This is a genomic window from Cupriavidus neocaledonicus (assembly GCF_000372525.1).
Classification (GTDB): domain Bacteria; phylum Pseudomonadota; class Gammaproteobacteria; order Burkholderiales; family Burkholderiaceae; genus Cupriavidus; species Cupriavidus neocaledonicus.
In genome coordinates, this window is the sequence record NZ_AQUR01000106.1 from 151,886 (window position 1) to 174,789 (window position 22,904).

Annotated in this window: 19 protein-coding genes and 1 pseudogene; 14 read left to right on the forward strand and 6 right to left on the reverse strand. The window is 68.4% G+C overall.

Annotation, left to right across the window (positions count from 1 at the left end):
• Positions 1-266: 266 nt before the first annotated feature.
• A complete protein-coding gene (locus A3AG_RS0126595) occupies positions 267-1,226 on the reverse strand; it encodes a LysR family transcriptional regulator (protein WP_018008331.1) in 960 nt (319 codons plus the stop codon).
• 812 nt (positions 1,227-2,038) lie between these two features.
• Between A3AG_RS0126595 and A3AG_RS34105 the strand changes: the two genes are divergently transcribed.
• From A3AG_RS34105 to A3AG_RS0126620, 5 genes are all read left to right on the forward strand, one after another.
• The gene (locus tag A3AG_RS34105; protein ID WP_018008332.1) at positions 2,039-2,329 is read left to right on the forward strand and encodes an IS3 family transposase; all 291 of its coding nucleotides are present in this window, start codon (positions 2,039-2,041) and stop codon (positions 2,327-2,329) included.
• Positions 2,330-2,397: 68 nt separating this feature from the next.
• On the forward strand, positions 2,398-2,799 hold the full coding sequence (locus A3AG_RS0126605) for a hypothetical protein (protein ID WP_018008333.1): 402 nt from the start codon (positions 2,398-2,400) through the stop codon (positions 2,797-2,799).
• A 52-nt stretch (positions 2,800-2,851) separates the two neighbouring features.
• Complete coding sequence (locus A3AG_RS0126610; RefSeq protein WP_026164495.1) at positions 2,852-4,180, forward strand: DUF3300 domain-containing protein; 1,329 nt, start codon at positions 2,852-2,854, stop codon at positions 4,178-4,180.
• Between the two features lie 3 nt (positions 4,181-4,183).
• On the forward strand, positions 4,184-5,062 hold the full coding sequence (locus A3AG_RS0126615; RefSeq protein WP_018008335.1) for a DUF2950 domain-containing protein: 879 nt from the start codon (positions 4,184-4,186) through the stop codon (positions 5,060-5,062).
• Between the two features lie 180 nt (positions 5,063-5,242).
• Positions 5,243-6,331 (forward strand): extracellular catalytic domain type 1 short-chain-length polyhydroxyalkanoate depolymerase, encoded by a 1,089-nt coding sequence (locus A3AG_RS0126620; RefSeq protein ID WP_018008336.1) that lies wholly within the window; start codon positions 5,243-5,245, stop codon positions 6,329-6,331.
• A gap of 22 nt (positions 6,332-6,353) precedes the next feature.
• On the opposite strand, the gene A3AG_RS0126625 is transcribed toward A3AG_RS0126620, so the two are convergent.
• Positions 6,354-7,664: an MFS transporter gene (locus tag A3AG_RS0126625; protein ID WP_018008337.1), complete on the reverse strand. Its 1,311-nt coding sequence runs from the start codon at positions 7,662-7,664 to the stop codon at positions 6,354-6,356.
• A gap of 355 nt (positions 7,665-8,019) precedes the next feature.
• On the opposite strand from A3AG_RS0126625, the gene A3AG_RS0126630 reads away from it, so the two are divergent.
• Both A3AG_RS0126630 and A3AG_RS0126635 read left to right on the forward strand, forming a co-directional pair.
• Positions 8,020-12,000 (forward strand): DUF748 domain-containing protein, encoded by a 3,981-nt coding sequence (locus A3AG_RS0126630; RefSeq protein ID WP_035849723.1) that lies wholly within the window; start codon positions 8,020-8,022, stop codon positions 11,998-12,000.
• 106 nt (positions 12,001-12,106) lie between these two features.
• A complete protein-coding gene (locus A3AG_RS0126635) occupies positions 12,107-12,304 on the forward strand; it encodes a rubredoxin (RefSeq protein WP_018008339.1) in 198 nt (65 codons plus the stop codon).
• A gap of 43 nt (positions 12,305-12,347) precedes the next feature.
• Here A3AG_RS0126635 and A3AG_RS34265 read toward each other — a convergent pair whose 3' ends face one another.
• Both A3AG_RS34265 and A3AG_RS0126645 read right to left on the reverse strand, forming a co-directional pair.
• The gene (locus tag A3AG_RS34265) at positions 12,348-12,515 is read right to left on the reverse strand and encodes a hypothetical protein (protein ID WP_018008340.1); all 168 of its coding nucleotides are present in this window, start codon (positions 12,513-12,515) and stop codon (positions 12,348-12,350) included.
• A gap of 46 nt (positions 12,516-12,561) precedes the next feature.
• A complete protein-coding gene (locus tag A3AG_RS0126645; RefSeq protein ID WP_026164496.1) occupies positions 12,562-12,741 on the reverse strand; it encodes a hypothetical protein in 180 nt (59 codons plus the stop codon).
• 280 nt (positions 12,742-13,021) lie between these two features.
• Here A3AG_RS0126645 and A3AG_RS0126650 point away from each other — a divergent pair, with 280 nt between their 5' ends.
• From A3AG_RS0126650 to A3AG_RS0126675, 6 genes are all read left to right on the forward strand, one after another.
• Positions 13,022-13,525, forward strand: coding sequence for a hypothetical protein (locus A3AG_RS0126650; RefSeq protein ID WP_018008341.1), 504 nt, complete (start codon positions 13,022-13,024; stop codon positions 13,523-13,525).
• A gap of 212 nt (positions 13,526-13,737) precedes the next feature.
• Entirely contained in the window at positions 13,738-15,096 is a 1,359-nt protein-coding gene (locus A3AG_RS0126655) for a cytochrome c oxidase subunit II (protein WP_018008342.1), read from the forward strand.
• A gap of 10 nt (positions 15,097-15,106) precedes the next feature.
• Positions 15,107-16,864, forward strand: a complete 1,758-nt coding sequence (gene ctaD / locus A3AG_RS0126660; RefSeq protein WP_018008343.1) for a cytochrome c oxidase subunit I — start codon at positions 15,107-15,109, stop codon at positions 16,862-16,864.
• Entirely contained in the window at positions 16,861-17,508 is a 648-nt protein-coding gene (locus A3AG_RS0126665) for a cytochrome c oxidase subunit 3 family protein (RefSeq protein WP_018008344.1), read from the forward strand. Before ctaD ends, A3AG_RS0126665 begins: the two co-directional genes overlap by 4 nt.
• Before the next feature lie 23 nt (positions 17,509-17,531).
• The gene (locus tag A3AG_RS0126670; RefSeq protein ID WP_018008345.1) at positions 17,532-18,239 is read left to right on the forward strand and encodes a heme-copper oxidase subunit III family protein; all 708 of its coding nucleotides are present in this window, start codon (positions 17,532-17,534) and stop codon (positions 18,237-18,239) included.
• Between the two features lie 8 nt (positions 18,240-18,247).
• Entirely contained in the window at positions 18,248-18,622 is a 375-nt protein-coding gene (locus tag A3AG_RS0126675) for a cytochrome C oxidase subunit IV family protein (RefSeq protein WP_018008346.1), read from the forward strand.
• Between the two features lie 63 nt (positions 18,623-18,685).
• On the opposite strand, the gene A3AG_RS0126680 is transcribed toward A3AG_RS0126675, so the two are convergent.
• Both A3AG_RS0126680 and A3AG_RS0126685 read right to left on the reverse strand, forming a co-directional pair.
• Positions 18,686-20,113, reverse strand: coding sequence for an NAD-dependent succinate-semialdehyde dehydrogenase (locus A3AG_RS0126680; protein ID WP_018008347.1), 1,428 nt, complete (start codon positions 20,111-20,113; stop codon positions 18,686-18,688).
• A gap of 138 nt (positions 20,114-20,251) precedes the next feature.
• A complete protein-coding gene (locus A3AG_RS0126685) occupies positions 20,252-21,046 on the reverse strand; it encodes an MHYT domain-containing protein (RefSeq protein WP_018008348.1) in 795 nt (264 codons plus the stop codon).
• Between the two features lie 278 nt (positions 21,047-21,324).
• Between A3AG_RS0126685 and A3AG_RS32055 the strand changes: the two are divergent.
• Positions 21,325-22,816: pseudogene (locus A3AG_RS32055) on the forward strand (MATE family efflux transporter).
• Positions 22,817-22,904 lie beyond the last annotated feature (88 nt).

The following is a 22,904-nucleotide window of genomic DNA, read 5'->3' on the forward strand; positions in this document are numbered from 1 at the left end:
GCAGGATAGCGGCGCGTCAGTGCGGCGGAACTAGGAGGATTCGTAAATCATTGCCAGAAAAGCTCCTTGCGCCAGCCCGGCGCGAGCGCGTGTGGCGCGTGCCGGCCGCCGGCACTTCGCCTCGGCAATGGGCTAGACGGCGCGGCGTTTCCGATCCGTGACAAGGCTCGCTGATAACGATAGGCGACAACGATCCGTGACATGCAAACGGGCGCTGCCGCCTCCCGGCGACAGCGCCCGTTTGCATGTTGGCGGCGCGCCTGGGGTCAGGTGGTCGCGGCCTCGGCGGGGACTGCGGGGCGGCCGTTGCGGCGCCCGTCGATGGCCTTGAGCGGGTCGCGCAGCACCGCGCTGCCGACTTCCATGACATCGCGCAGCACGCCCTGGTCGCGGCCGCGCTCCGGCCCCCAGAAATGCAGGGCGGCCCATTCAGGAAAGCTGCTTGGTGGTGCCAGCAGCCGCGTCTTGCGCTCGCGCGTGACCAGCGGCACGTTGAAATCCAGCACCGGGCAGATGCCGCCGGCGGAATGCAGCAGCGTGATCTGCGTATGCCACGACGGCACCACCGTCTCGCGATGGCCGGGCGTGCTGGCGTGCCGGCTCAGGAAGGCACGCAGCGGACTGCCGGCCTCGCTGTCTTCCTGCAACAGGATCCACGCACTCTCGCTTTCATCCTGGTTGCCGCCGCGCGTGGCGCTCACCAGCCGGCGCGGCGTGGCCATGATGTTGTGCTGGCGCACCCGTTCGGGATCATGCCCGCTGTCGACGACGAAGGCGCAATCGAGGTCGCCCTCGCTCAGCTGGCCGGCAAGGGCGGCGTCGGCAATCACCGGGCGCGTGACAAAGCTGTCTTGCGGGAACTGCTCGCACAGCGCGGTCAGGATCTCGGTAATGACGGGGTCGCCGATCGATGACGAAAAGCCGATGGAGACGCGCCTGCCGCCTTCGCGGCGTTTGCTCAGGCCGGGTTCGCCGGGCCGCACCAGGTGGTTCCATTTCGCCAGGATCTGGCGCGCCGTCTGTTCCAGGCGCAGCGCGTGCGGGGTGGGCTCGAGCATGCCGTTGCGCTTGACGAACAATGGGTCGCCGGTGATCTCGCGCAAGCGCGCCAGGCTGTAGGCCACGGTGGGGACGCGTCCCTGCGTGCAAGCCGCGACCGCACTCAGGTCACGGTACTCCATGACCAGAACAAAGACATGCAACAACTTCGTGCTGACATGACGCATTCCGACTTCTCCTGATACATGACTTCGCTTTCTTCTTCTTTGTCGGTCTGATGCAAACAGTGATGCGCCAGTGAGGGCGCGCATGAAACCACGGCGCACCGCGGCGCGTTCGCCACGGCTGCTTGCTTTCGGCGCCACGCCGCGCAAGCCAGGTGGGCCAGTATGAAGTCCCGCACGCAAGGCTCTGCAGGATGTTTCCCTATACGCGTGACACGCCAGTGTCCACGTAGCTCAGATCCCCCAGCGTAGCGACTCTCGGATCCATCAGATCGGCGCATGCCGACGGACGGGATGGGTACCGGCTGCGGGGCGACTCCTCGGTGGTGCGCTGCTGCCGGACCGCGCTTCTGCCGGTGCCGCGTAAGGGCGCCGTGCGAAGGCGTGTGAAATTTAGTTATGCCGAGGAATCTTAATACATGCTTAGAAAAAGTCCTAGAAACTTGAATTGATGACAGACCTGTCAATCTTTTTCCCTATTTTTGTATGGCGCCGCAGACATGGCTTGCTGTGGGCGTTTGCGGGCCGGTCTGTCGTCAAATACCGGTCCTGGCGATGATATTTCATCCCCCGCTTGGGTGACTTTGGCATGCAATCAGTCCATGCGATTTCCAAATTGGAATAACGAAATTTGGCTATGCAATGCCAACGCTCGGCACCGGTGTGCCGCGATAATTTTCTTAACTCGCACTGCGAAGACACTGAATTGCCTTTTGCGGCGGCCGTGGGCTAACTTACGGCCAGAGTCGGCACGGTTGGCGTCGCGGGCTGGCTGTGCGACGCCTGGGCCCCGCCGTCGCGAAGCGGAGAGATTCGTGAACAGACGGTATTCGGAAGAACAGATCCGCGGTTACCTGGCCGAGGCGGCCAGCGGCGTGCCGGTGCGCGAGCTGTGCGCGCGCTATGGCTTCAGCGACGCTTCGTTCTACGGATGGCGCAGCCGCTACGGCCAGCCCGGCAGCGGCGAGGCGCGCGAGGGGCGCAAGCTGCGCGAACTGCAGGAAGAGAATGCCAGACTGAAGAGTATGCTTGCGGACGCACTGCTCAAGCTTGAGTTGATGCGCAACCGCACCGGCCGGCGCGGCGGCAGCGGCAAGGACCGCTAGCGGCGGACGGTTCACGCAACACGCCCACGGCCCGGGGACGCGCCGTGGACGGCTCTGGAGTAATGGGTTTGACGAAGTTTCTGATCAAGGCGGGCATGCTGGCATGCACCGCCATGGTGGCTGCCCCGTCGTGGGCAGCTGGCAATGCCAGCGCGACTGCGGCCGCTGCGGCCGCTGCGGCCGATTCGGCGGCTGCAACGCCGATGGTGGCGCCGCCACCGCCGCGGATCCTGGATGAAGCCACGGCGGTGGGGGAGGGGCCTGGCGGCACGCTTTCGGCATCGCAGCGGCAGCACTGCCAGGGCCTGCTCGACCAGATCAACGCATTGCCCGGCGGACCGCAATGGTCTACCGGCAAAGGTTCGGTCACCACGGCTGACGGGCGCAGCTATCCGACCCTGGAGCGCCAGGCGGATCGCAAGCGGCTGGAGGAAGCCTATCGCCAGCAGTGCGCGCAGGAGCGCCGCTGATCGGCGCACCGGTGGCGGCCGTCCGTCACTTGCGGACTTGTGGAGCGTCAGCATGCATCGTCTTCAACGGTTTTTAGCGTGGTGCCTGGCACTGATGCTGATGGCGCCCCTGCAGCCTGCGCTGGCGCAAGCCACGCTGAGCCAGCCGCAACTTGACCAGCTCACCGCGCCGGTGGCGCTGTATCCGGATGCGCTGCTGTCCCAGGTGCTGATGGCCGCTACGTATCCGGCCGACGTGGCCGCGGCGGCGCAATGGTCCAAGGCCAATCCCGGCCTCTCGGGCGACGCCGCGACCAAGGCGGTGGCCAGCCAGAGCTGGGACCCCAGCGTGCAATCGCTGGCTGCCTTCCCGTCGGTGCTCGACATGATGGGACGCCAGCCGCAGTGGGTGCAGTCGATCGGCGATGCGTTCCTGGCGCAGCCCAATGACGTGATGGACTCGGTGCAGCGCTTGCGCTTGCAGGCGCAGAAGGCAGGCACGCTCAAGACCACCGAACAGCAGAAGGTGGTGACCCAGAGCTCCGGCGGCACCACCATCGTGCAGATCGAGCCGGCCAATCCGCAAGTGGTCTATGTGCCGGCCTATAACCCGACCACGGTCTACGGCGCCTGGCCGTATCCCGCCTATCCGCCGGCGTATTACCCGCCGCCGCCGGGATCGGTGTTCGCCACGGCGCTGGTGTCCGGCATCGGCTTCGGGCTGGGTGTGGCCGCGGTCGACGCGATGTGGGGCGGATTCGACTGGCACGACCACGATGTCAACATCAACGTGAACCGCTACAACAACATCAATGTCAACCAGCGCCTGGACGTGAACCGCGCCAACGTGAACTGGCAGCACAACCCGGCCCGGCGCGGCGATGTGCCCTACAACAACGCGGCGGTGCGCGGCCGCTATGACGCGCAGCGCCAGGCCGGTTTAGCCAATCGCCAGGCCGGGGCGCAGCCGGGGCAGCGCGTCGGCGGCGGCGTGCAGCGCGAACCGTCTGCGCGCGACCAGGCGCGCGAGCGCGCGGCCCGCTCCTTCGAAGGCCGTACCGGCCGGGCGATTCCAGGCCATGCCGGCGGCGTGGCCGGTCGCGCCGAGGGCGCGCGGCCGGGCGCGGGCGGTGCCGGCACGCGCACCCCGCATCCCGCCGGTGCCGAGCACCAGCGCGCCGACCAGGCCGCGGCGCGCGACCGCGCCCGCCATGCCAATCGTGACAGCGCGCTGCGCGATGCCGGCAACGGCGATCGCATGCGCCAGCAGACGCAGCGCGCCGGGTTATCCCCGCACCACGCGGCTCCGGTGCATCCGGCCGGATTCAGCCAGGGCGGCATGCGCCATGGCGGCGAGGGCCGGCTGGGCGGCGGGGAACATTTTGGCCATGGTCGGAGGTAAAGCATGATGCCCAAGACCGGTAACCTGATCTCCGCGGTCGGTTTCCGCCGCGGTGCGCGCGTGCTGCCGCGGGTAGCTGCGGCCCTGGCCCTGGCGCTGGCCGTCCCCGCGGCGGCGCAGCAGGTCTTCCCGAGCGCGCAGGCGGCAGCCGATGCGCTCGGCGATGCCATCGCGCGCAGCGATGGCGACGCACTGCAGCGGGTGCTTGGCAAGCGCTACCAGTTGCTGGTGCCGCAGGGCTCGATCGATCAGGACGACGTCTATGACTTCCTGGGGGCCTGGGCGCGTCACCATGCCGTGCAGCCCGAAGGCGACAACCGCGCGCGCATTGCGGTGGGGGAGAGCGGCTGGACCTTCCCGGTGCCCCTGGCCCGGCAGAAGGGCGGCTGGCAGTTCGACCTGCCCGCCGGCCAGCAGGAAGTGCGCCGCCGCCGCCTCGGACGCAACGAACTGGTCACCATGGAGACCCTGCTACAGCTGGCGGATGCCCAGCAGCGCTATGCCGAGCAAGTGGGCCAGGGCCGCTACGCCAGGCGGCTGATCAGCACGCCCGGCAAGACCGACGGACTCTACTGGCCCGCCGCCAGCGAGCAGGACGCCAGTCCGCTCGGTCCCGACGCCCTGGCGATGGGTCCCGACACGCCTGCGGCCGACGCGTTCTACGGCTATCACTACCGCATCCTGCCGGCCGCCCGGGGCAGCAATGGCGGCTACGGCCTGCTCGCATGGCCGGCGCGCTACGGCGATACCGGTGTCCAATCCTTCCTGCTCGGCAGCGATCGCGTGTTCTACGAACGCGACCTGGGCCCGGGCACGGCCGCGCGCGCCCGGGCCATGCGCAGCTTCTCGCCCGAAGGCTGGAAGCGGGTGGCTGATCGCTAAGTACTGGCGCTTGCGCCGCCCGGCAGCCGTTGGGCCGTCGGCAGCCAGCGTGCATCGTCGCAGTTTCGTTTCGTTTTCCCGACGTGTGCTCGCGAATAGCGGGTGGACGACTCGCGCCTGTGGTATGCTGCAACGCAACAATAAAGGCATAGGGGGAGATTCCGTCACACAGGAGTCCTCATGACGAAGAGCCTTGCAGCAGACTGGCATGCCCGCATGCGGCGCTTGAGCCGCGTGCAGACCCGCACGGAAGCCCAGGTGAAATCCTGGCTCCGGCGCATGGATTCACTGAACCCGCTCACGCCGACGCGGCTGCCCGGGCCGCCTCGGCCCGCCCGGCCCGCGCGCCCGGTGGCCGATCCCGGCGCGCTGCGCGGCACCTGGCAGGCGCACCGGCTGCGCCTCGCGCCCACGCCGGGCGAACTGGTGCCGCATCTCTCTTATCACCTCTACATCCCGTCGAAGCGCCATCGCGGCCCGCTGCCGGTGGTGGTGGTGCTGCATGGATGTCGCCAGACGCCGGATGACCTGGCCGCGGGCACGCGCCTGAATGCACTGGCCGAAAGCGAGGGCTTTATCGTCGCCTACCCGCAACAGCCGCTGCGCCGGCAAGTGCAGCGCTGCTGGCAGTGGTTCGACCTCGGCGCGGCCGACGGCGGACGCGAGGCGCAGGCGGTGGCCGCGCTGGTCGATGCCCTGGCGGCGCGCCATGACGTGCGTGAGCGCGAAATCTACCTGGCCGGCATGTCCGCCGGCGCGGCCATGGCCGCGGTGGTGGCGCTGCGCTACCCGGACAAGGTGGCGGCCGTGGCGTTACATTCCGGCGTGGTCATCGGCGCCGCCGGCAACGCCCGCGCCGGCTTGCGCGCGATGCAGGAAGGCTCCGAGGCCGAGCCCGCCTGGCTGCTCGATGCCGCCGGCGTCACGCCGGGCGGCCCCGAGATGCCCGCACTGGTGATCCACGGACTGGCCGATGACGCGGTGCATCCGGTCAACGGGCGCCTGCTCGCGCGGCAGTTCGTGGCCTACAACGGCCTGGAAGACCGCCTCGCCGGCCGCCCCGCGCACTTCGAGCCGGCCAGCGACGTGCCGGGCCGCTCGCGTGAATATCGCTTTGGCCGCTGGCACCGCGACCTGGTGACGCTGGTCGAGGTGGAGGGCCTGGGGCACGCGTGGAGCGGCGGCGACGACCGCTACAGTTACCACAGCGATATCGGGCCGGATGCGAGCACGATGATGTGGGAGTTTTTTCGGCAGCACCGCCGCTGAGCGACGAGGGGCGGCAGCGCCATCACACCCGCGACCGATCCTTCACAAACAGCGCGGTCACCATGCCCAGCACGCACAGCGCCACCACATAATGCGCCGGCGCCAGCGGGTCGTTCTTCAGCATCAGCGTCACCACCATCGGCGTCAGGCCGCCGAAGATCGCATAGGACACGTTGTACGAGAACGACAGCCCCGAGAAGCGCACCTGCGCCGGGAACGCATTGACCAGCACGAACGGCACCGCGCCGATGGTGCCGACCAGCAGGCCGGCCAGCGCGTACAGCGGCAGCAGCAGGTCGGGGCGGGTGAAGATGGTGGTGTAGAACGCGTAGGCACAGACCGCCAGCAGCAGGCCGCCGAAGAACAGCGTGCGGCGTGCGCCGATGCGGTCGGCCAGCGCGCCCGAGACGATGCAGCCTATGGTCAGGCACAGCGTGGCCACGCTGTTGGCGACCAGCGCGGTGCGCGCGTCGAAGCCATACAGCTTCTGCAGGAAGGTGGGGGTCATCAGGATCACCACCACGATGCCGGCCGACAGCATCCAGGTCAGCAGCATCGACACCGCGACACTGCCGCCGTGGTCGCGCATCACCGACTTCAGCGGCATTTCCGCCGCCAGCGCCTTGCGCTGCTGCAACTCCGCAAAGACCGGGGTCTCATGCAGCCAGCGGCGCAGGTACATCGAGGCAATGCCGAACACGCCGCCGATCAGGAACGGTACGCGCCAGCCGTAGTCGGACAGCTCGGCCGGGGTGAAGACGGTGTTGATGCCGGTTGCCACCAGCGAGCCGAGCAGGATGCCGGCGGTCAGTCCCGCGGTCAGCGTGCCGCAGGCATAGCCGACATGGCGCGCCGGCACGTGCTCGGAGACGAAAACCCAGGCGCCCGGCACTTCGCCGCCGACGGCCGCGCCTTGCAGGATGCGCAGCACCAGCAGCAGCACCGGCGCGGCCAGCCCGATCGACTCGTACGTGGGCATCAGGCCCATCAGCAGCGTCGGCACCGACATCAGCAGGATCGACAGCGTGAACATCTTCTTGCGCCCGAGCAGGTCGCCGAAGTGCGCCATGATGATGCCGCCCAGCGGCCGCGCCAGGTAACCGGCGGCGAAGATGCCGAAGGTCTGCAGCTGGCGCAGCCAGTCGGGCACCGATGGCGGGAAGAACAGCTGGCCGATCACCGTCGCGAAGAACACGAAGATGATGAAGTCGTAGAATTCGAGCGCGCCGCCCAGGGCGGCAAGGGAAAGGGTCTTGTAATCCTGGCCGGTGAGCGCGCGCGCGCCGGCGCGCGGCGTGCCGACACCCGCGGCGGTACTGCTGGTGGTAGACATGAAGTGGACTCGCATGGAAGAGAACGCATGCGAAGCGCGCAGCACGGAATAACGTGATGGGTGTGGCCGGAGGGTACAGCGCGGGAGAGGCAGGCACGACATGGCGGGTAAGCCACAGGCTTGCGACGGGACGCTTCGCAAAGGACGTAAAGATACCAGATCGGCGCACCGGCCATTGAGCGGTCAAAACCGCGCCGGTCCGCGTGCATGCCGCGCCCGTCGCCGGGCCGCACCCGCGCCGGGACCGATTTCTTTGCTTTGTCCGAAACCGTTGCCATAATGTCGAAAAATGTGAAATCCGGGGCACAAAGAAGCGTGCAACGCCGGGTTGCGGGGTCGGAATTTCTGGAACGTCATGGCATTCAAGCAATCCATCCAGGCGGCAGCCACGGTGGCTGCCACGCCGCGCGGCCGGCTGGCCGTGCGCATTGCGGGCGGCGTGGCGGCGGCGCTGGCGGTGTTCGGGCTGGCGGGGTATTTCGGCGGCCCGCCGCTGATCAAGTACCTGGTCGAAAAGAACGCGACCGAGGCGCTCGGGCGCAAGGTCACGCTGGGTCAGGCGCAGGTGCGCCCGTTCGAACTGGGCGCCACGCTGTCCGGCCTGACCATCTATGAGCGCGATGGCAAGACGCCGGCGCTGACGCTGGGCGAGGTCCAGGCCAATACCTCGCTGGCCTCGGTCTGGCACCTGGCACCGGTGGTGGACAACCTGCATGTCGACCGCCTCGCCGTGCACGTGGTGCGTGGCGCCGACGGCCGCATGAGCTTTGCCGATGTGCAGGAAAAGTTCGCGGCGCTGCCCCCCAGGCCGGCCGATGCCAGGCCGGCGCGCTTCTCGGTGAACAACATCGCGGTGACCGGCAGCAGCCTGCGCTATGACGACAAGCTGCTAAATACCACCCTGCGCGTCGACAACCTGACGCTGACGCTGCCGTTCCTGTCCAACCTGCCGCACGACGTCGAGATCGTGACCCGGCCCACGCTGAGCGCGCAGGTTAACGGCACGCCGCTGGCGCTGGACGGCGAGGTGCTGCCTTTCGCCGATTCGCGCCAGACCCGGCTCAACATCAACCTCGACGGGCTCGAGGTGGCGCGGATGATGGCGTTCGCGCCGCCGTTGCGCGATGCCGAGGTCAAGTCCGGCAAGCTCGATACGCGGCTGACGGTGGCGTTCCGCCAGCAGAAGGACACGCAGGAGATGGTGGTGCTGGGCACCGCCGCGCTGCGCGAAGCCGACGTGCGCACGCGCGCCGGCCAGCCGCTGATCCGCAGCGGCAAGCTGGCGGTCGATATCGCCAGGCTGGAGCCGCTGGCGCACCGCGCGCAGCTGCGCAGCGTCGAGATCGACGGGCTGGCGCTGGAGGCAGCGCGGCGCGCGGACGGCTCCCTGAATCTGGCCACGGCATTCCTGCCGCAGGCGGTGAGCCGGTCCACCGATGGCGTGGCACCGGCGCCCGCGCCGGCGTCGGCTCCCGCCGCCGCGTCGGCGGTGCCGGCAGCTCCCGCCACGGCCGCGACCAGGGAGGCGCCGTGGCACTATGCGGTCGACCGCATCGTGGTCAGGCAGGCCCGGGTGGGATTCGAAGACGCGCTGGCACCATCCGGCCCGGGCAAGCTCGCGCTCGGGCCGCTCGATGCCGAGGTCAAAGGCTTTGCCGGCATCGACGGCGACAAGCCGGTGCGCGTCGAGGCCACGCTGGCCGTGGCCGATGGCCAGACCCTGCACCATACCGGCGACCTGCTGCTGCGCGACGGCTCGATGACCGGCACGCTGAAAACCACCGGCTTGCGGCCGCAGGGATTTGCCGCCTGGTGGCCGCGCGAGCTGCGCAGCCAGTTCGGCACCACCGCGGTCAATGCGGAGCTGCACTACCGCATGGCCTGGGGCACGCCGCAGTTCCAGTTCGTGCTGGAAAAATCGCGGCTGGAGCTGGCGCCGCTGTACGTCGCCACGCGCGATCCGGTGGTGATCCCGGCGGCCGCTGCCTTGCGCGCCAGCGCAGCCGATGCCCCTGCGGGCGACAGAACGCAGGGCGCCGGCCGCCGCGCGCGCGACCGCGCCGGCGAGCGCGGCAATGACTGGGATGGTGCCGCGCTGCCGCTGCTGCTGGCCCAGAAGCTGGTGCTGGACGATATCCAGCTCGACCTCGCCAGGCAGACCTTTGCCACCAGCCAGGTCACGCTGGCGCAACCGCAGATCGCCGCCACGCGCGACCATCGCGGCGAGTTCCTCGAGATGGCACGGCTGTGGGCGACGGAATCGGCGCAGCAGGCGCGCGCGGCGCCGCGGCGCACTGCGCCCGCCAGCGCGAATGGCGCCAATGGTGCTGCAGCGGGCGGAGGCTGGAAGGCCAGTATTGGCAAGGTGGTGGTGGAAGGTGGCAGCGCCCGGCTGGCGGACTACCAGCCGGCGCAGGCCAACCGTGGCCGCCCGGTGATCCACCAGTTCCGCAATATCGGCCTGAACACCGGCACGCTGGCCTGGCCCCTCACGCCGGCGGCGGTGCCGGTCAAGCTGCATGCCGAATCCGGCCGCCGCGGCGTGATCGGGGTCGATGGCACGGTGTTGCCGGCCCTGCCGGGCACCCGCCTGCAGCTGGACCTGCGCCAGGTCGACGTGAGCCCGTTGCAGCCTTACCTGGCTGACCGCTTCAATGCCGCGCTGCGCAGCGGCACGCTTACGGTCAAGGGCCGGCTCAATGTCGACGCGCCAGCCGGCAAGCCGCTTGCCGCGCAATTCAACGGCAACGTCCAGACCGGCAACGTGCGCACGGTGGACCGCGTCAGCGGCGACGACTTCCTGCGCTGGCGCTCGCTGGCGGTGTCGGGCATCGACTTCGCGATGGACGAGAGCAAGGGGCCGATGCGCGTCAGCCTGGGCAATATCGCGCTGTCCGACTTCTACGCCCGCGTGATCCTGAACGCCAACGGCCGCCTGAACCTGCAGGACGTGCTGGCCGGCGGCGCGGAGAAGGGCGAGGCCGCGCCGTCCACCAGCCTGACCCAGGCTAATCCGAGCTCGACGCCGGCCTCGGCGCCGGCCGCGCCGCCGGTGCAGGCCGGCGACACGCGCACCGCCCAGGTCGAGCAGAAGCCGGGCGGACCCAAGCCGCAGATCCGCATCGGCGGGGTCTCGGTCGACAAGGGCAACATCAATTTCTCGGACTTCTTCGTCAAGCCCAACTACACCGCCAACCTGACCGGCATGAAGGGCTCGGTGTCCAAGGTGTCGTCGGGCGACCCCACCCCGGCCGACCTGGTGCTGGACGGCCGCATCGACGACGACGCGCCGGTCAATATCAGCGGCAAGCTCAATCCGCTGGGCGAGCAGCTGTTCCTCGACATTGCCGCCAAGGCCGCCGGCGTCGAGCTGACCCGGCTTACGCCCTATGCCGCCAAGTACGCGGGCTACCCCATCACCAAGGGCAAGCTGACCGTGGACGTGGCCTACAAGATCGAGAACGGCAAGCTCGATGCGCGCAACCACCTGTTCCTCGACCAGCTCACCTTCGGCGAGCGCGTCGACAGCCCCGATGCGACCAAGCTGCCGGTGCTGCTGGCGGTGTCGCTGCTCAAGGACCGCAATGGCGTGATCGATGTGAACCTGCCGGTGTCGGGCTCGCTGTCGGATCCGGAGTTCAGCATCGGTGGCGTGATCGTGCGCGTGATCGTCAACCTGCTGACCAAGGCGATCACCTCGCCGTTCTCGCTGATCGCCTCGGCCTTCGGCGGCAGCGGCGAGGAGCTGGGCTATGTCGAGTTCGCGCCCGGCACCGCCACGCTGACGCCGGCGGCCAGGGACAAGATCGCCAAGCTGGGCCAGGCGCTCAATGACCGGCCCTCGCTGCGGCTGGAAATCAGCGGCCGCATCGATCCCGCCACCGACGAAGCCGGCGCCCGCCGCGCGTGGCTGGATGCGCGCGTGGCCGAGCAGAAGCGGCGCGACCTGCGCGACAACGCGCAGGCCGGTGCCGAAGCGCGCGACGACGAGGCCGGCGAGCAGGGCGCCGAGGTCAAGGTGTCGAAGGCCGAGTACCCCAAATACCTGGAGCAGGTCTACAAGCGCACCTCGATGAAGAAGCCGCGCAACTTCGTCGGCTTTGCCAAGACCCTGCCGCCCGAGGAAATGGAAAAGCTGCTGATGGCCAACGCCACCGTGACCGAAGCCGACCTCAAGCGCCTGGCCGAGCAGCGCGCGCTGGTGGTCAAGCAGTCGCTCGAACGCGAAGGCAAGGTGCCCGAAAGCCGGCTGTTCCTGACCGCGCCCAGGCTCAGCGCCGAGGGCATCAAGGACAAGGGCACGCCCAACCGGGTGGACTTTTCCATCCGCGGCTAGTCCGGGTGGCGGCGCCGCACCGTGCGGCGCCGCCACAGGCCCGGCTGCGAAAACCGGTATGATTCGGCCCGGACAATCCGTTCCATCGCCGAACCAGGAGTGAATTTTGCAGCAGGAGCCAATGGAAGCCGCCGTCGCCTACAAGACGTGGGTGTGCGTGATCTGCGGCTGGGTGTACGACGAAGAGCAAGGCTGGCCGGAAGACGGCATCGCCCCCGGCACGCGCTGGGAGGACATTCCCGACGACTGGCGCTGCCCCGAATGCGACGTCGGCAAGGGCGAATTCGCGATGATCGAGCTGTAAGCGGAGCGCTGCGCTCTTTACGACGCCTGCAGGCCCTGGCGGACTAGCCGTGGCGGCGCCTGTGTCCCGGCCGGCACAGCCCCGCGCGCTGCCGCTGCGCCAGGTACCTCCGATACCGCATCCGGTACGGATGGCTGCAGCGCCACAGCGCCCGCAACACGGTGATGCACAGCAGCACCGCCATGATGGCGGCTAGCAGGCCGATCGACATGGCGGGTCCTCCTCCCACTACGCGCGCACCGGACTCCCTACGTGAGTCAGATCAGCAGCGGTAATGCCTCCATCACCAGCACCGCGACCAGTGCGCCGATCAGCGCCCCCATGGTGCGGCAACTGATGCGCAGGAACTTGGCGGTCACCGGGATCGACCCCATGGCGATCACGCCTACCAGCGCCATCGGAATCAGGAATACAAGATCATGCGCGGTGAAGTGCATGGCGGTCTCCTGTCTCTCTCTTTTGTGGTTCCAGTATAGGCAGTGTGTGCCGTATAAACGGTGTGCGCATCGGGATTGTCCCCGATGCGGCGCTTGCGCCCTGACCCGCAGTATCGGAGGCCGCACTTGCGTGAGGCGGCCGTTGCGCGATGTACGCATGCCGAGCCTTTTTTCGGCTCGCCGGTCCCGAAGCGCTAGACCCGTGTCCTATGCTGAGCAGAGACGCGGGGCGTGTTTCCCCTTTCGTGCGATGCCCCGCCGACGAGAGACGGAGGTGGCTATGGAACTTCACATGCAATCGCACCACTACGTGCGACGACTGCCGGACTGGACCGCGGCAGCGGTGTCAGGGCTGGCGGCGGGCGCGTTGCTGCTGGTGCTGGAGCTGTTCTGGTCGTCGATGGTGTCGGGTGTCAACCCGTGGGTCGCGACGCGCATGATCGCGGCGATCGTGATGGGGCCCGAGGTGCTGCAGACCTCGCTGTTCAGCGTCGGCACCGTGGCCGCGGCACTGGTGATCCACTTTGTGCTGGGCGCCGTGCTGGGCATGATCCTGGCAGCGATCCTGGCGCCGTTCACGCTCGATTCCAGCCTGGGCCTGGCGATGCTGGCCGGCGCGGTGTTCGGCGTGGTGGTCTACGTCTTCAACTTCTATGTGATGACGCGGGCGTTCCCGTGGTTTGTCGAGGTGCGCGGCTGGCATACCTTCGTCGGGCACCTGATCTTCGGCATCGCCGCGGCTGCGTGCTACTGGAAGCTGGAAAGCAAGGACGTCTCGCACTGACGCGGCGCCGGCCAGTACACGGGCCGGCACCATCGCGCTGCGGCGGCGGGGACCACGGGTTCCCGCCGCTTTTTTGCTTGCGCCGCACGCTTGTGCAGTGCGACACCAATGCTCCGGCGTGTCGCCTTGCAGTGACCTGACGGCATGCACTAGTCTTATCTCTACCTGCGTGACTTGCGCATCCCTCGCCGCGCGCGAGGAGGAGGGTGGATATGGCGATGGCCATCGCACTCGTCGTCATGGTTGCCGCTTCGGTGCTCTTCCATTTCCTGAGCCCGTGGTGGGCAACGCCGCTGGCGTCCAACTGGAAACAGATGGACGACACGCTGACCATTACCCTCGTCATCACCGGCATCTTCTTTATCGGCATCAACCTGTTCGTCGGCTACATCGTCTGGCGCTTCCGCCATGATGCGCCGCATCCCAACGGCGGCAGCGGTCACCGCGCCTCCTACCACCCCGAGAACAGCAAGCTTGAACTGTGGCTGATCGGCGGCACCACGCTGGGCGTGATCCTGCTGCTGGCGCCGGGCTTGTTCGTCTACGCCGACTATGTGCGCCCGCCGCGCGAGGCGATGGTGATGGAAGTGGTCGGCCAGCAGTGGTCGTGGGCTTTCCGCTTTCCCGGCAAGAGCGGGCAGCTCGGCGCCTCCGACGCGCGCTTCGTCACCGGCGCGAATCCGCTCGGGCTGGATCCGGACGATCCGCGCGGGCTCGACAACATCGTCATCGTCGGCCCGGAGGTGCACCTGCCGCTGAACCAGCCGGTCAAGGTGCTGCTGCGCTCCAAGGACGTGCTGCATGACTTCTACGTGCCGCCGTTCCGCGCGCGCATGAACATGGTGCCGGGCATGGTGACGTCATTCTGGTTCACGCCGACGCAGGCGGGGCGCTTCGACATCCTGTGCGCGCAGCTGTGCGGCGTGGGCCATTACAACATGCGCGGCACGGTGGTGGTGGAAGAGCCGGCCGCGTTCGAGGCGTGGCTGGCCAAGCAGCAGACCTTTGCCATGACGCTGGCCAAGGCCGCGGCGCCGCCGGCGGCCATGGGCGCGGCAGCGCCCGGTGCCGCGGGTGCGGCCGGCACCATCGAGAAGGGCCGCGCGCTGGCGCAGAGCAAGGGCTGCGCCGGCTGCCACAGCATCGACGGCAACCCGGGCGTGGGCCCGACCTGGAAAGGCCTGTACGGCAAGACCGAAACCTTTGCCGACGGCAGCAGCGCCAGGGTCGACGATGCCTTCCTGCACAAGGAGATCGCCGACCCGCATGCGCGGCTGGTCAAGGGCTACGGCCCGGTAATGCCGAAGGTGCCGGTCAGCGACGACGAGGTCGCGGCGCTGACCGCGTATATCAAGTCCGTTGGCAGCGGTGCCGCGGACGCCGGCATGGTGGCGCCGGTGGCGCCGGCGGACGTGCCCGCCGGCGCGGCCGCCACCACTAGCGCCGCGACCACGGCGGCCGCCGGTTCCGCGGCGCCCGCGGCCACGGCCGGCGCCGCGTCCGGCACCTACACCACTTCGACGGCCGTCGCGGTGCCGCCCACGGCCGCGCCCGCGCCGCCGCGCCAGTGAGGAGACCTGCATGGCTTACGCCGATGATGCCGCCCATCACGCGCCGCAGAGCTTCTGGACGCGCTATGTCTGGAGCCAGGACCACAAGGTCATCGCCGTGCAGTACACCATCGTGGCGATCGTGGTGGGCCTGGTGGGCGTGGCGCTGTCCAACCTGATGCGCATGCAGCTGGGCTTCCCCGGCCGCTTCGAGTTCATCGACGCCAACCGCTACTACCAGTTCGTCACCATGCACGGCATGATCATGGTGATCTACCTGCTGACCGCGCTGTTCCTGGGCGGCTTCGGCAACTACCTGATCCCGCTGATGGTGGGGGCGCGCGACATGGTGTTCCCCTTCCTCAACATGCTCAGCTTCTGGGTCTACCTGCTGTCGGTGATCGTGCTGCTGGCCAGCTTCTTCGTGCCGGGCGGGCCCACCGGCGCGGGCTGGACGCTATACCCGCCGCAGGCCATCCTGGCCGGCACGCCGGGGCACGACTGGGGCATCATCCTGATGCTGGTATCGCTGGCGATCTTCATCGTCGCGGCAACGATGGGCGGGCTCAACTACGTCACCACGGTGCTGCAGGCGCGCACCGAGGGCATGACGCTGCTGCGCATGCCGCTGTCGGTATGGGGCATCTTCATGGCCACCATCCTGGCGCTGCTGGCGTTCCCGGCGCTGTTCGTGTCGGCGGTGATGATGCTGCTCGACAAGACCATGGGCACCAGCTTCTTCATGCCGGCGATGGTGTCGATGGGGCAGCAGTTGCAGTACAAGGGCGGCAGCCCGCTGCTGTTCCAGCACCTGTTCTGGTTCTTCGGCCACCCCGAGGTCTATATCGTCGCGCTGCCGGCCTTCGGCATCGTCTCGGACCTGGTCAGCGTGCATTCGCGCAAGAGCATCTTCGGCTACCGCACCATGGTGTGGGCGATCCTGGCGATCGGCGTGCTGTCGGTGGCGGTGTGGGCGCACCATATGTTCGTCAGCGGCATGAACCCGTACTTCGGCTTCTTCTTCGCCACCACCACGCTGATCATCGCGATCCCGACCGCGATCAAGGTCTACAACTGGGTCATCACGCTATGGCGCGGCGATATCCACTTCACCGTGCCGATGCTGTTCGCCATCGCCTTCATCAGCACCTTCATCATCGGCGGACTGACCGGGCTGTTCCTGGGCAATGTCAGCGTCGACATCCCGTTGTCGAATACGTATTTCGTGGTGGCGCACTTCCACATGGTGATGGGGGTGTCGCCGATCCTGGTGGTGTTCGGCGGGCTCTACCACTGGTATCCCAAGGTGACCGGGCGGATGCTGGACGACAGCATGGGCCGCATCCACTTCTGGGTCACTTTCGTCGGCACCTATGCCATCTTCTTCCCGATGCACTACCTGGGCGTGCTTGGGATGCCGCGGCGCTACTACGCCTGGGAGAACTATGCCTTTATCCCGGAATCGGCGCATGTGATGAACATGTATATCTCGGTGGCGGCGTTCGTTGTCGCCACGGCGCAGCTGCTCTTTGTCTTCAACCTGTTCTGGAGCCTGCGCCACGGGCGCAAGGCCGACGGCAACCCGTGGCGCGCGGCCTCGCTGGAATGGCAGACGCCACAGACGCCGCCCGCGCACGGCAACTGGGGACCGCACCTGCCGGTGGTGTACCGCTGGGCCTATGCCTACAGCGTGCCGGGCGCGCGCGAGGACTTTATCGCGCAGAACGCGCCGCCGGAGCAGGGCGGGGCCGAGCCTGAACCGCATGCCAGCCGTGGAGCCGTAGCATGAACGCCGACGCTGTCTTCAAGGTCAGCCGCGATGACTTCGGCGGCAACCCTTCAGGTGAGAACGCCGCCAACCGCCATCCGCAGCGCCGCGCGCCGGCCAGCATCGGCCTGTGGGTGTTCATGGGCGTGGTCACTTCGCTGTTCGCGCTGTTCCTGATGGCCTATGCGCTGCGCATGGACAGCCCCGACTGGCACCGCATCGCGCTGCCGTGGCAGGTATGGCTGTCAACCGCGCTGCTGGCCGCGGGCAGCGTGGCGATGGCGGTGGCCGCGCGCGCGGCGGGCCGGGGCGAGATGGCCGCGGCCAGGCGCGCGCTGCGCCTGGGCGGGCTGGGGGCGGCCGCTTTCGTCGCCTCGCAGCTGTGGGCGTGGCAGGCGCTGGGCGCGATGCAGGTGCTGCCGGCCGGCAATCCCGCCGGCAGCTTCTTCTACCTGCTGACCGCGATGCATGGCCTGCACGTGCTCGGCGGCCTGGCGGGCTGGGGCTTTGCCATGACGGCACGCGGCAGCGGCGAGGCCGCCGTGCTGCGCCTGCGGCTGTGCGCGCGCTACTGGCATTTCCTGCTGGCGGTGTGGGCGGTGCTGCTGGCGGCGCTGGGATGGCTCACGCCCGAACTGGTGCGCTACATCTGCGGCACGGCCTAGCGCCGGCGGCAAGGAGGACCGGCATGTCCACGCAATTGTCTTCACCCTCGGCCACCCCCGGCGTGGCGCCCGCGCCGCCGGTCGGCGGCGTGCGCGGCCTGCTGGCCGACTGGTCGTCGGACCAGCAGGCCTTCAAGGTGTCGTGGGGCAAGGCGATGATGTGGATCTTCCTGCTGTCCGACACCTTTGTCTTCAGCTGCTTCCTGACCGGCTACATGACCGTGCGCATGTCGACCACGGTGCCGTGGCCCAACCCGAGCGAGGTGTTCGCGCTGCACGTGGGCGGCGCCGACATCCCGCTGCTGCTGATCGCGATCATGACCTTCGTGCTGATCACCAGCAGCGGCACCATGGCGATGGCGGTCAACTTCGCCTACCGGCGCGCGCGCCGCGAATGCGCGACGCTGATGTTCGTCACCGCGGCCTTCGGCGTGCTGTTCGTCGGCATGCAGGCGTTCGAATGGACCAAGCTGATCGTCGACGAGGGCGTGCGGCCGTGGGGCAACCCGATGGGGGCGGCGCAGTTCGGCTCGACCTTCTTCATGATCACGGGCTTCCATGGCCTGCACGTGTCGTGCGGCGTGATCTACCTGCTGGTGGTGGCCACGCGCGTGCTGCGCGGGCGCTACGAGGCCACCGGCAACTACCAGATCGTCGAGATCGCCGGCCTGTACTGGCACTTCGTCGACCTGGTGTGGGTGTTTATCTTTGCGCTGTTCTATCTCTGGTGAGGGTGGCCATGGCATCGAACCCTGCAACCCCCGCGGCGCCGGCAACGCCCGAGCATGCCACTGGCGCGGACGCCGCGCACCACGGGCAGGAGCACCCGATCGGGCTGTACCTGAAAATCTGGCTGCTGCTGTTCGTGCTGTCGACGCTGTCGTACCTGGTCGACTATTTCCACTTCACCGGTTACCTGCGCTGGACCCTGATCCTGCTGTTCATGGGGCTGAAGGCAGGGCTGATCGTGGCGGTGTTCATGCACATGGCATGGGAGCGCATGGCGCTGATCTGCGCCATCCTGATCCCGCCGCTGTGCCTGCTGGTGCTGGTCTGGCTGATGGCGGAAGAAGCAAATCATACGTACCTGACGCGCGGCATCTTCTTCCGCTGACGGGCGGCGCCGCCGGCCCCGGGGAGGGCGCCGGCGGCAGGCCGCCTTGCACGCGCGCGGCGCTCAGACCTGGGTGATGAACTTGGTCACCAGGTAGCCGTCAAAGGTCTCCAGGCCGCCTTCGCTGCCGATGCCCGAGTCCTTGATGCCGCCGAACGGGGTCTCGGCCAGCGCCATGCCGAAGTGGTTGATGTTGACCATGCCGGCCTCCAGCCCGTTGGACACTTCGGTCGCGGTCTTCAGCGAGTTGGTGAACACATACGAGGCCAGGCCGTAGGGCAGGCTGTTGGCGCGGCGCAGCACCTCGGCGGTGTCCTTGAAGCGCGTCACCGGCGCCACCGGTCCGAAGGGCTCGTCGGTCATCAGGCGCGCGTCGTCGGGCAGGTCGGTGACCACGGTCGGGGCAAAGAAGTAGCCCTTGTCACCCAGGCGCGAGCCGCCCGCCACCACCTTGCCGCCGCGCTGGCTGGCATCGTCCAGGAACTGCTCCATCGACAGCACGCGGCGCTCGTGCGCCAGCGGCCCCATCTGGGTGCCGTCCTCCAGGCCGTTGCCGACCTTGATCGAGCCGATCACCTCGGTGAAGCGCGCCAGGAAGCGGTCATAGGCCTTCTCCTGGACGTAGAAGCGCGTGGGCGACACGCACACCTGGCCGGCATTGCGCAGCTTGAAGCGCGCCAGCATCTCGGCGGCCGGGTCGATGTCGGCATCGTCGAACACCAGCACCGGCGAATGCCCGCCCAGCTCCATGGTGACGCGCTTCATGTGCGCGCCGGCCAGCGCCGCCAGCTGCTTGCCCACCGGCACCGAGCCGGTGAACGAGATCTTGCGCACGATCGGCGATTCGATCAGGTAGGTCGAGACCTCGGACGGCACGCCCCAGACGATGTTGAGCACGCCCGGCGGCAGGCCGGCATCGTGGAACAGCTGCGCCAGCGCCACCACCGCGCTGGGCGAGTCCTCGGGCCCCTTCAGGATCAGCGTGCAGCCCGCGCCCACCGCGGCGACGATCTTGCGGATGGCCTGGTTGAAGGGGAAGTTCCATGGCGTGAACGCGGCGCAGACGCCGATCGGCTCGCGCACCACCAGCTGGCGCACATTGGGCTGGCGCGGCGGGATCACGCGGCCGTAGATGCGGCGGCATTCCTCGGCATGCCAGTCGGCGTGCTCGGCGCAGACCATGATCTCGCCGACCGCCTCGGCGAGCGGCTTGCCCTGGTCCAGCGTGATATTGCGGCCGATGTCGCGGGCGCGCTCGCGCGCGAGCTCGCCGACGCGGCGCAGGATCTTGCCGCGCTCCAGCGGCGAGGTCTTCTTCCAGCTTTCGAAGGCGCGCTGCGCGGCGGCCAGGGCGCGGTCCAGGTCGGCGCGCGTGGCGTGCGGCAGCTGGCCCAGCACTTCCTGCGTCGCCGGGTTGATGACCTCCTGCTCGCGCCGGTCGCCTCCCTTGATGAATTCCCCGTCGATATAGAGGGCGAGATCCTGGTACATGCGTGTTCTCCTGGTGGGCGGTGAAACCGCAAGCTTAACCCGGCCGCTGCGTTCATGCAGCGTGCCGGGTGCGTGCCAGGCAGGAATGTGCGGGAACGGACCCGTCCGGCCGTCAGGCCGCGGCCCGGCGGCCGGGTGTCAGGCGGGGTCGCGCGTGCGTGCCATCGCGGCGCTCCCGGCCGCGGCGCCGGTGCGGGTGGCTTCCACCACCAGGATCACCAGCAGCGTGATCAGGCTCAGCCCGAACACCGCATAGCCGATGCTGTCGCCTTCGATCGCAAACAGGCTGGGCGCGTAGGTCGGGCTGGTGCAGATCATGGTGCCGGCCGACATGCCGGTGTAGTGCATGCCGCAGACCGCCACGCCCATCACCACCGCCGCCGCCAGCTGCTTGCCGCCGGTCTTCACCGTGATGGCCAGCCACAGCGCCACCACCGACACCACCACGGCGATCACCACCGACAGCGCGATGATGGCGAGATCCCAGTCGAAGCGGGTGTTGGAGCGGATCGCCGCCATCCCGGTGTAGTGCATCGCCACCACGCCCAGCCCGGTCAGCACGCCACCCTGCACCACGTTGCCGGTACGGCTGCCGCGCGGGCGCGACGCGATCGCCAGGCCGGCTCCGGCCAGCACCATCACCACCAGCAGCGACGCCAGCGTGGTGAACAGGCCGAACTCGCGGTGGGTCGGGGTCTGGTAGGCCACCATGCCGATGAAATGCATCGACCAGACCGCGCCGCCGCCCAGCGCCACGCTGGCGCACAGCAGCCGGTCCACGTCCAGGCGCCCGTCGGGCTGGCGCACCCGGCGCGACCAGCGCAGGCCGACGTAGGCGCCGCACACCGAGATCAGGAACGACAGGCCCACCATCGGCCAGTCATAGGCAAACGGCACCAGGGCGCCGGCAACAGGCTCGAAACCGACAAACATGACCCCACCTCCTTGTTTTGACTGCGGCGGAAGGCGCTCGCATGCCGGATCGATCCGGATAAGCCCGGATAACCCCGTCCGGCAGCCGGCCCGGGACGCGCTGGTCCCAGCCGGAGTATGCGGCGGCGGCCATCGGCCGGAAATAACTCATTCAGGTAAAAAGGCGGGCAAGGCGCTGCGGTCGGAGGGCGCTGGCCGGCGATGCGGACGCCGCGGCAAGCTTGTAGGCGCCCGGGAGGCAGGAATAGACTGGACGGATTTCCGCCTCGCGACGCCCCATGAAGCCCGATGCCAGACTGACCACCGGCCCGATCGGCCGGACCTTGCTGCTGTTCTCGCTGCCGGTGCTCGGCAGCAACATCCTGCAGTCGCTGAACGCTTCGATCAATTCGGTCTGGGTCGGGCGCTTCCTGGGCGAAGCCGCGCTGACCGCTACCTCCAACGCCAACATCATCCTGTTCTTCCTGCTGGGCGTGGTGTTCGGCATCAGCATGGCCAACACCATCATGATCGGCCAGGCCGTCGGCGCGCGCGACATCGACGAGGCGCGCCGCGTGGTCGGCACCAGCACCACCTTCTTCGTCGCGCTGTCGGTGCTGGCGTCGGCGCTCGGCTACTTCTACACCCCCGACATCCTCGCAGCGATGCGGACCCCGCACGATGCCGCGCCGCTGGCGGTGGCCTACCTGCGCATCATCTTCCTGGCGCTGCCGTTCATGTACTTCTACAACTTCGTGATGATGACGCTGCGCGGCGCCGGCGATTCGCGCACGCCGTTCTGGTTCATGCTGCTGTCGGTGGTGCTGGACGTGGGGCTCAACCCGGTGCTGATCTTCGGCGTGGGTCCGGTCCCGGCCATGGGCATCGCCGGCTCGGCGCTGGCCACGCTGATCGCCCAGCTGGCAAGCCTGGCGGCGATGATGGCGCTGCTGTACCGGCGCCGGCATTTCCTGCTGCTGCATCGCGGCCAGCTGGCGCTGCTGGTGCCGGACCCGGCGCTCCTGCGCGCGCTGGTCGTCAAGGGCCTGCCGATGGGCCTGCAGATGGTGGTGATCTCGTCGTCCGCCATCGTGATGATGGCGCTGGTCAACGCCTATGGCTCGCAGACCACCGCCGCCTATGGCGTGGCGTCGCAGCTGTGGACCTATGTGCAGATGCCCGCGCTCGCGGTGGGTGCGAGCGTGTCGTCGATGGTGGCGCAGAACGTCGGCGCCGGGCTGTGGCAGCGCGTGGCGCGCATCACCCGCATGGGGCTGCTGTTCAACGTAGCCATGACGGGAGCGCTGGTGGCGCTGATCTACCTGTTCAACCGCCATTCGCTGGGCCTGTTCCTCGGCACCGACGGCGTCGCGATCGGCATCGCCCGGCATATCAACGTGGTGGTGCTGTGGTCGTTCATCCTGTTCGGCTTCACCATCGTCATCTTCGGCACGGTGCGCGCCACCGGCGCGGTGATGGCACCGCTGGTGATCCTGTTCCTGTCGATGTGGGTGATCCGGCTGCCGTTCGCCTGGGCGCTGGGCCCGCGCCTCGGCGCCGACGCGATCTGGTTGGAGCTTCCCGCTCGGCTCGGTGGTGTCGCTGGCGCTGGCGCTCGGCTACTACCGCTTCGGTAACTGGCGCGGCAGCCAGATCCTGCCCGTCGCGCCGCATCCGGCAGAGGCGGTGGGGCAGGCGCCCGATACCAGCATGGGCACGCCTTGCGAAGACGCCGGCGAGGTTGTCGAGCCGGCCGGCGCGGCAACACCCGCGGCCGAAGCCGCGCGCTGATGGCACGGAAAGTCCGCGCACAGCAGGCTTCGCATTGAAAGCCTTTCGAAAGATCGCTGTGTCATCGTGTCATCGCTGGCTCTCCCTC

Excerpts from the sequence above, each read along its gene's own strand:
- A3AG_RS0126595 (WP_018008331.1), bottom strand. The coding sequence starts at position 1,226 with ATGCGTCATGTCAGCACGAAGTTGTTGCATGTCTTTGTTCTGGTCATG.
- A3AG_RS0126610 (WP_026164495.1), top strand. The coding sequence starts at position 2,852 with ATGCATCGTCTTCAACGGTTTTTAGCGTGGTGCCTGGCACTGATGCTG.
- A3AG_RS0126615 (WP_018008335.1), top strand. The coding sequence starts at position 4,184 with ATGATGCCCAAGACCGGTAACCTGATCTCCGCGGTCGGTTTCCGCCGC.
- A3AG_RS0126620 (WP_018008336.1), top strand. The coding sequence starts at position 5,243 with ATGACGAAGAGCCTTGCAGCAGACTGGCATGCCCGCATGCGGCGCTTG.
- A3AG_RS0126625 (WP_018008337.1), bottom strand. The coding sequence starts at position 7,664 with ATGTCTACCACCAGCAGTACCGCCGCGGGTGTCGGCACGCCGCGCGCC.
- A3AG_RS0126630 (WP_035849723.1), top strand. The coding sequence starts at position 8,020 with ATGGCATTCAAGCAATCCATCCAGGCGGCAGCCACGGTGGCTGCCACG.
- A3AG_RS34265 (WP_018008340.1), bottom strand. The coding sequence starts at position 12,515 with ATGTCGATCGGCCTGCTAGCCGCCATCATGGCGGTGCTGCTGTGCATC.
- A3AG_RS0126645 (WP_026164496.1), bottom strand. The coding sequence starts at position 12,741 with ATGCACTTCACCGCGCATGATCTTGTATTCCTGATTCCGATGGCGCTG.
- A3AG_RS0126650 (WP_018008341.1), top strand. The coding sequence starts at position 13,022 with ATGGAACTTCACATGCAATCGCACCACTACGTGCGACGACTGCCGGAC.
- A3AG_RS0126655 (WP_018008342.1), top strand. The coding sequence starts at position 13,738 with ATGGCGATGGCCATCGCACTCGTCGTCATGGTTGCCGCTTCGGTGCTC.
- ctaD (WP_018008343.1), top strand. The coding sequence starts at position 15,107 with ATGGCTTACGCCGATGATGCCGCCCATCACGCGCCGCAGAGCTTCTGG.
- A3AG_RS0126665 (WP_018008344.1), top strand. The coding sequence starts at position 16,861 with ATGAACGCCGACGCTGTCTTCAAGGTCAGCCGCGATGACTTCGGCGGC.
- A3AG_RS0126670 (WP_018008345.1), top strand. The coding sequence starts at position 17,532 with ATGTCCACGCAATTGTCTTCACCCTCGGCCACCCCCGGCGTGGCGCCC.
- A3AG_RS0126675 (WP_018008346.1), top strand. The coding sequence starts at position 18,248 with ATGGCATCGAACCCTGCAACCCCCGCGGCGCCGGCAACGCCCGAGCAT.
- A3AG_RS0126680 (WP_018008347.1), bottom strand. The coding sequence starts at position 20,113 with ATGTACCAGGATCTCGCCCTCTATATCGACGGGGAATTCATCAAGGGA.
- A3AG_RS0126685 (WP_018008348.1), bottom strand. The coding sequence starts at position 21,046 with ATGTTTGTCGGTTTCGAGCCTGTTGCCGGCGCCCTGGTGCCGTTTGCC.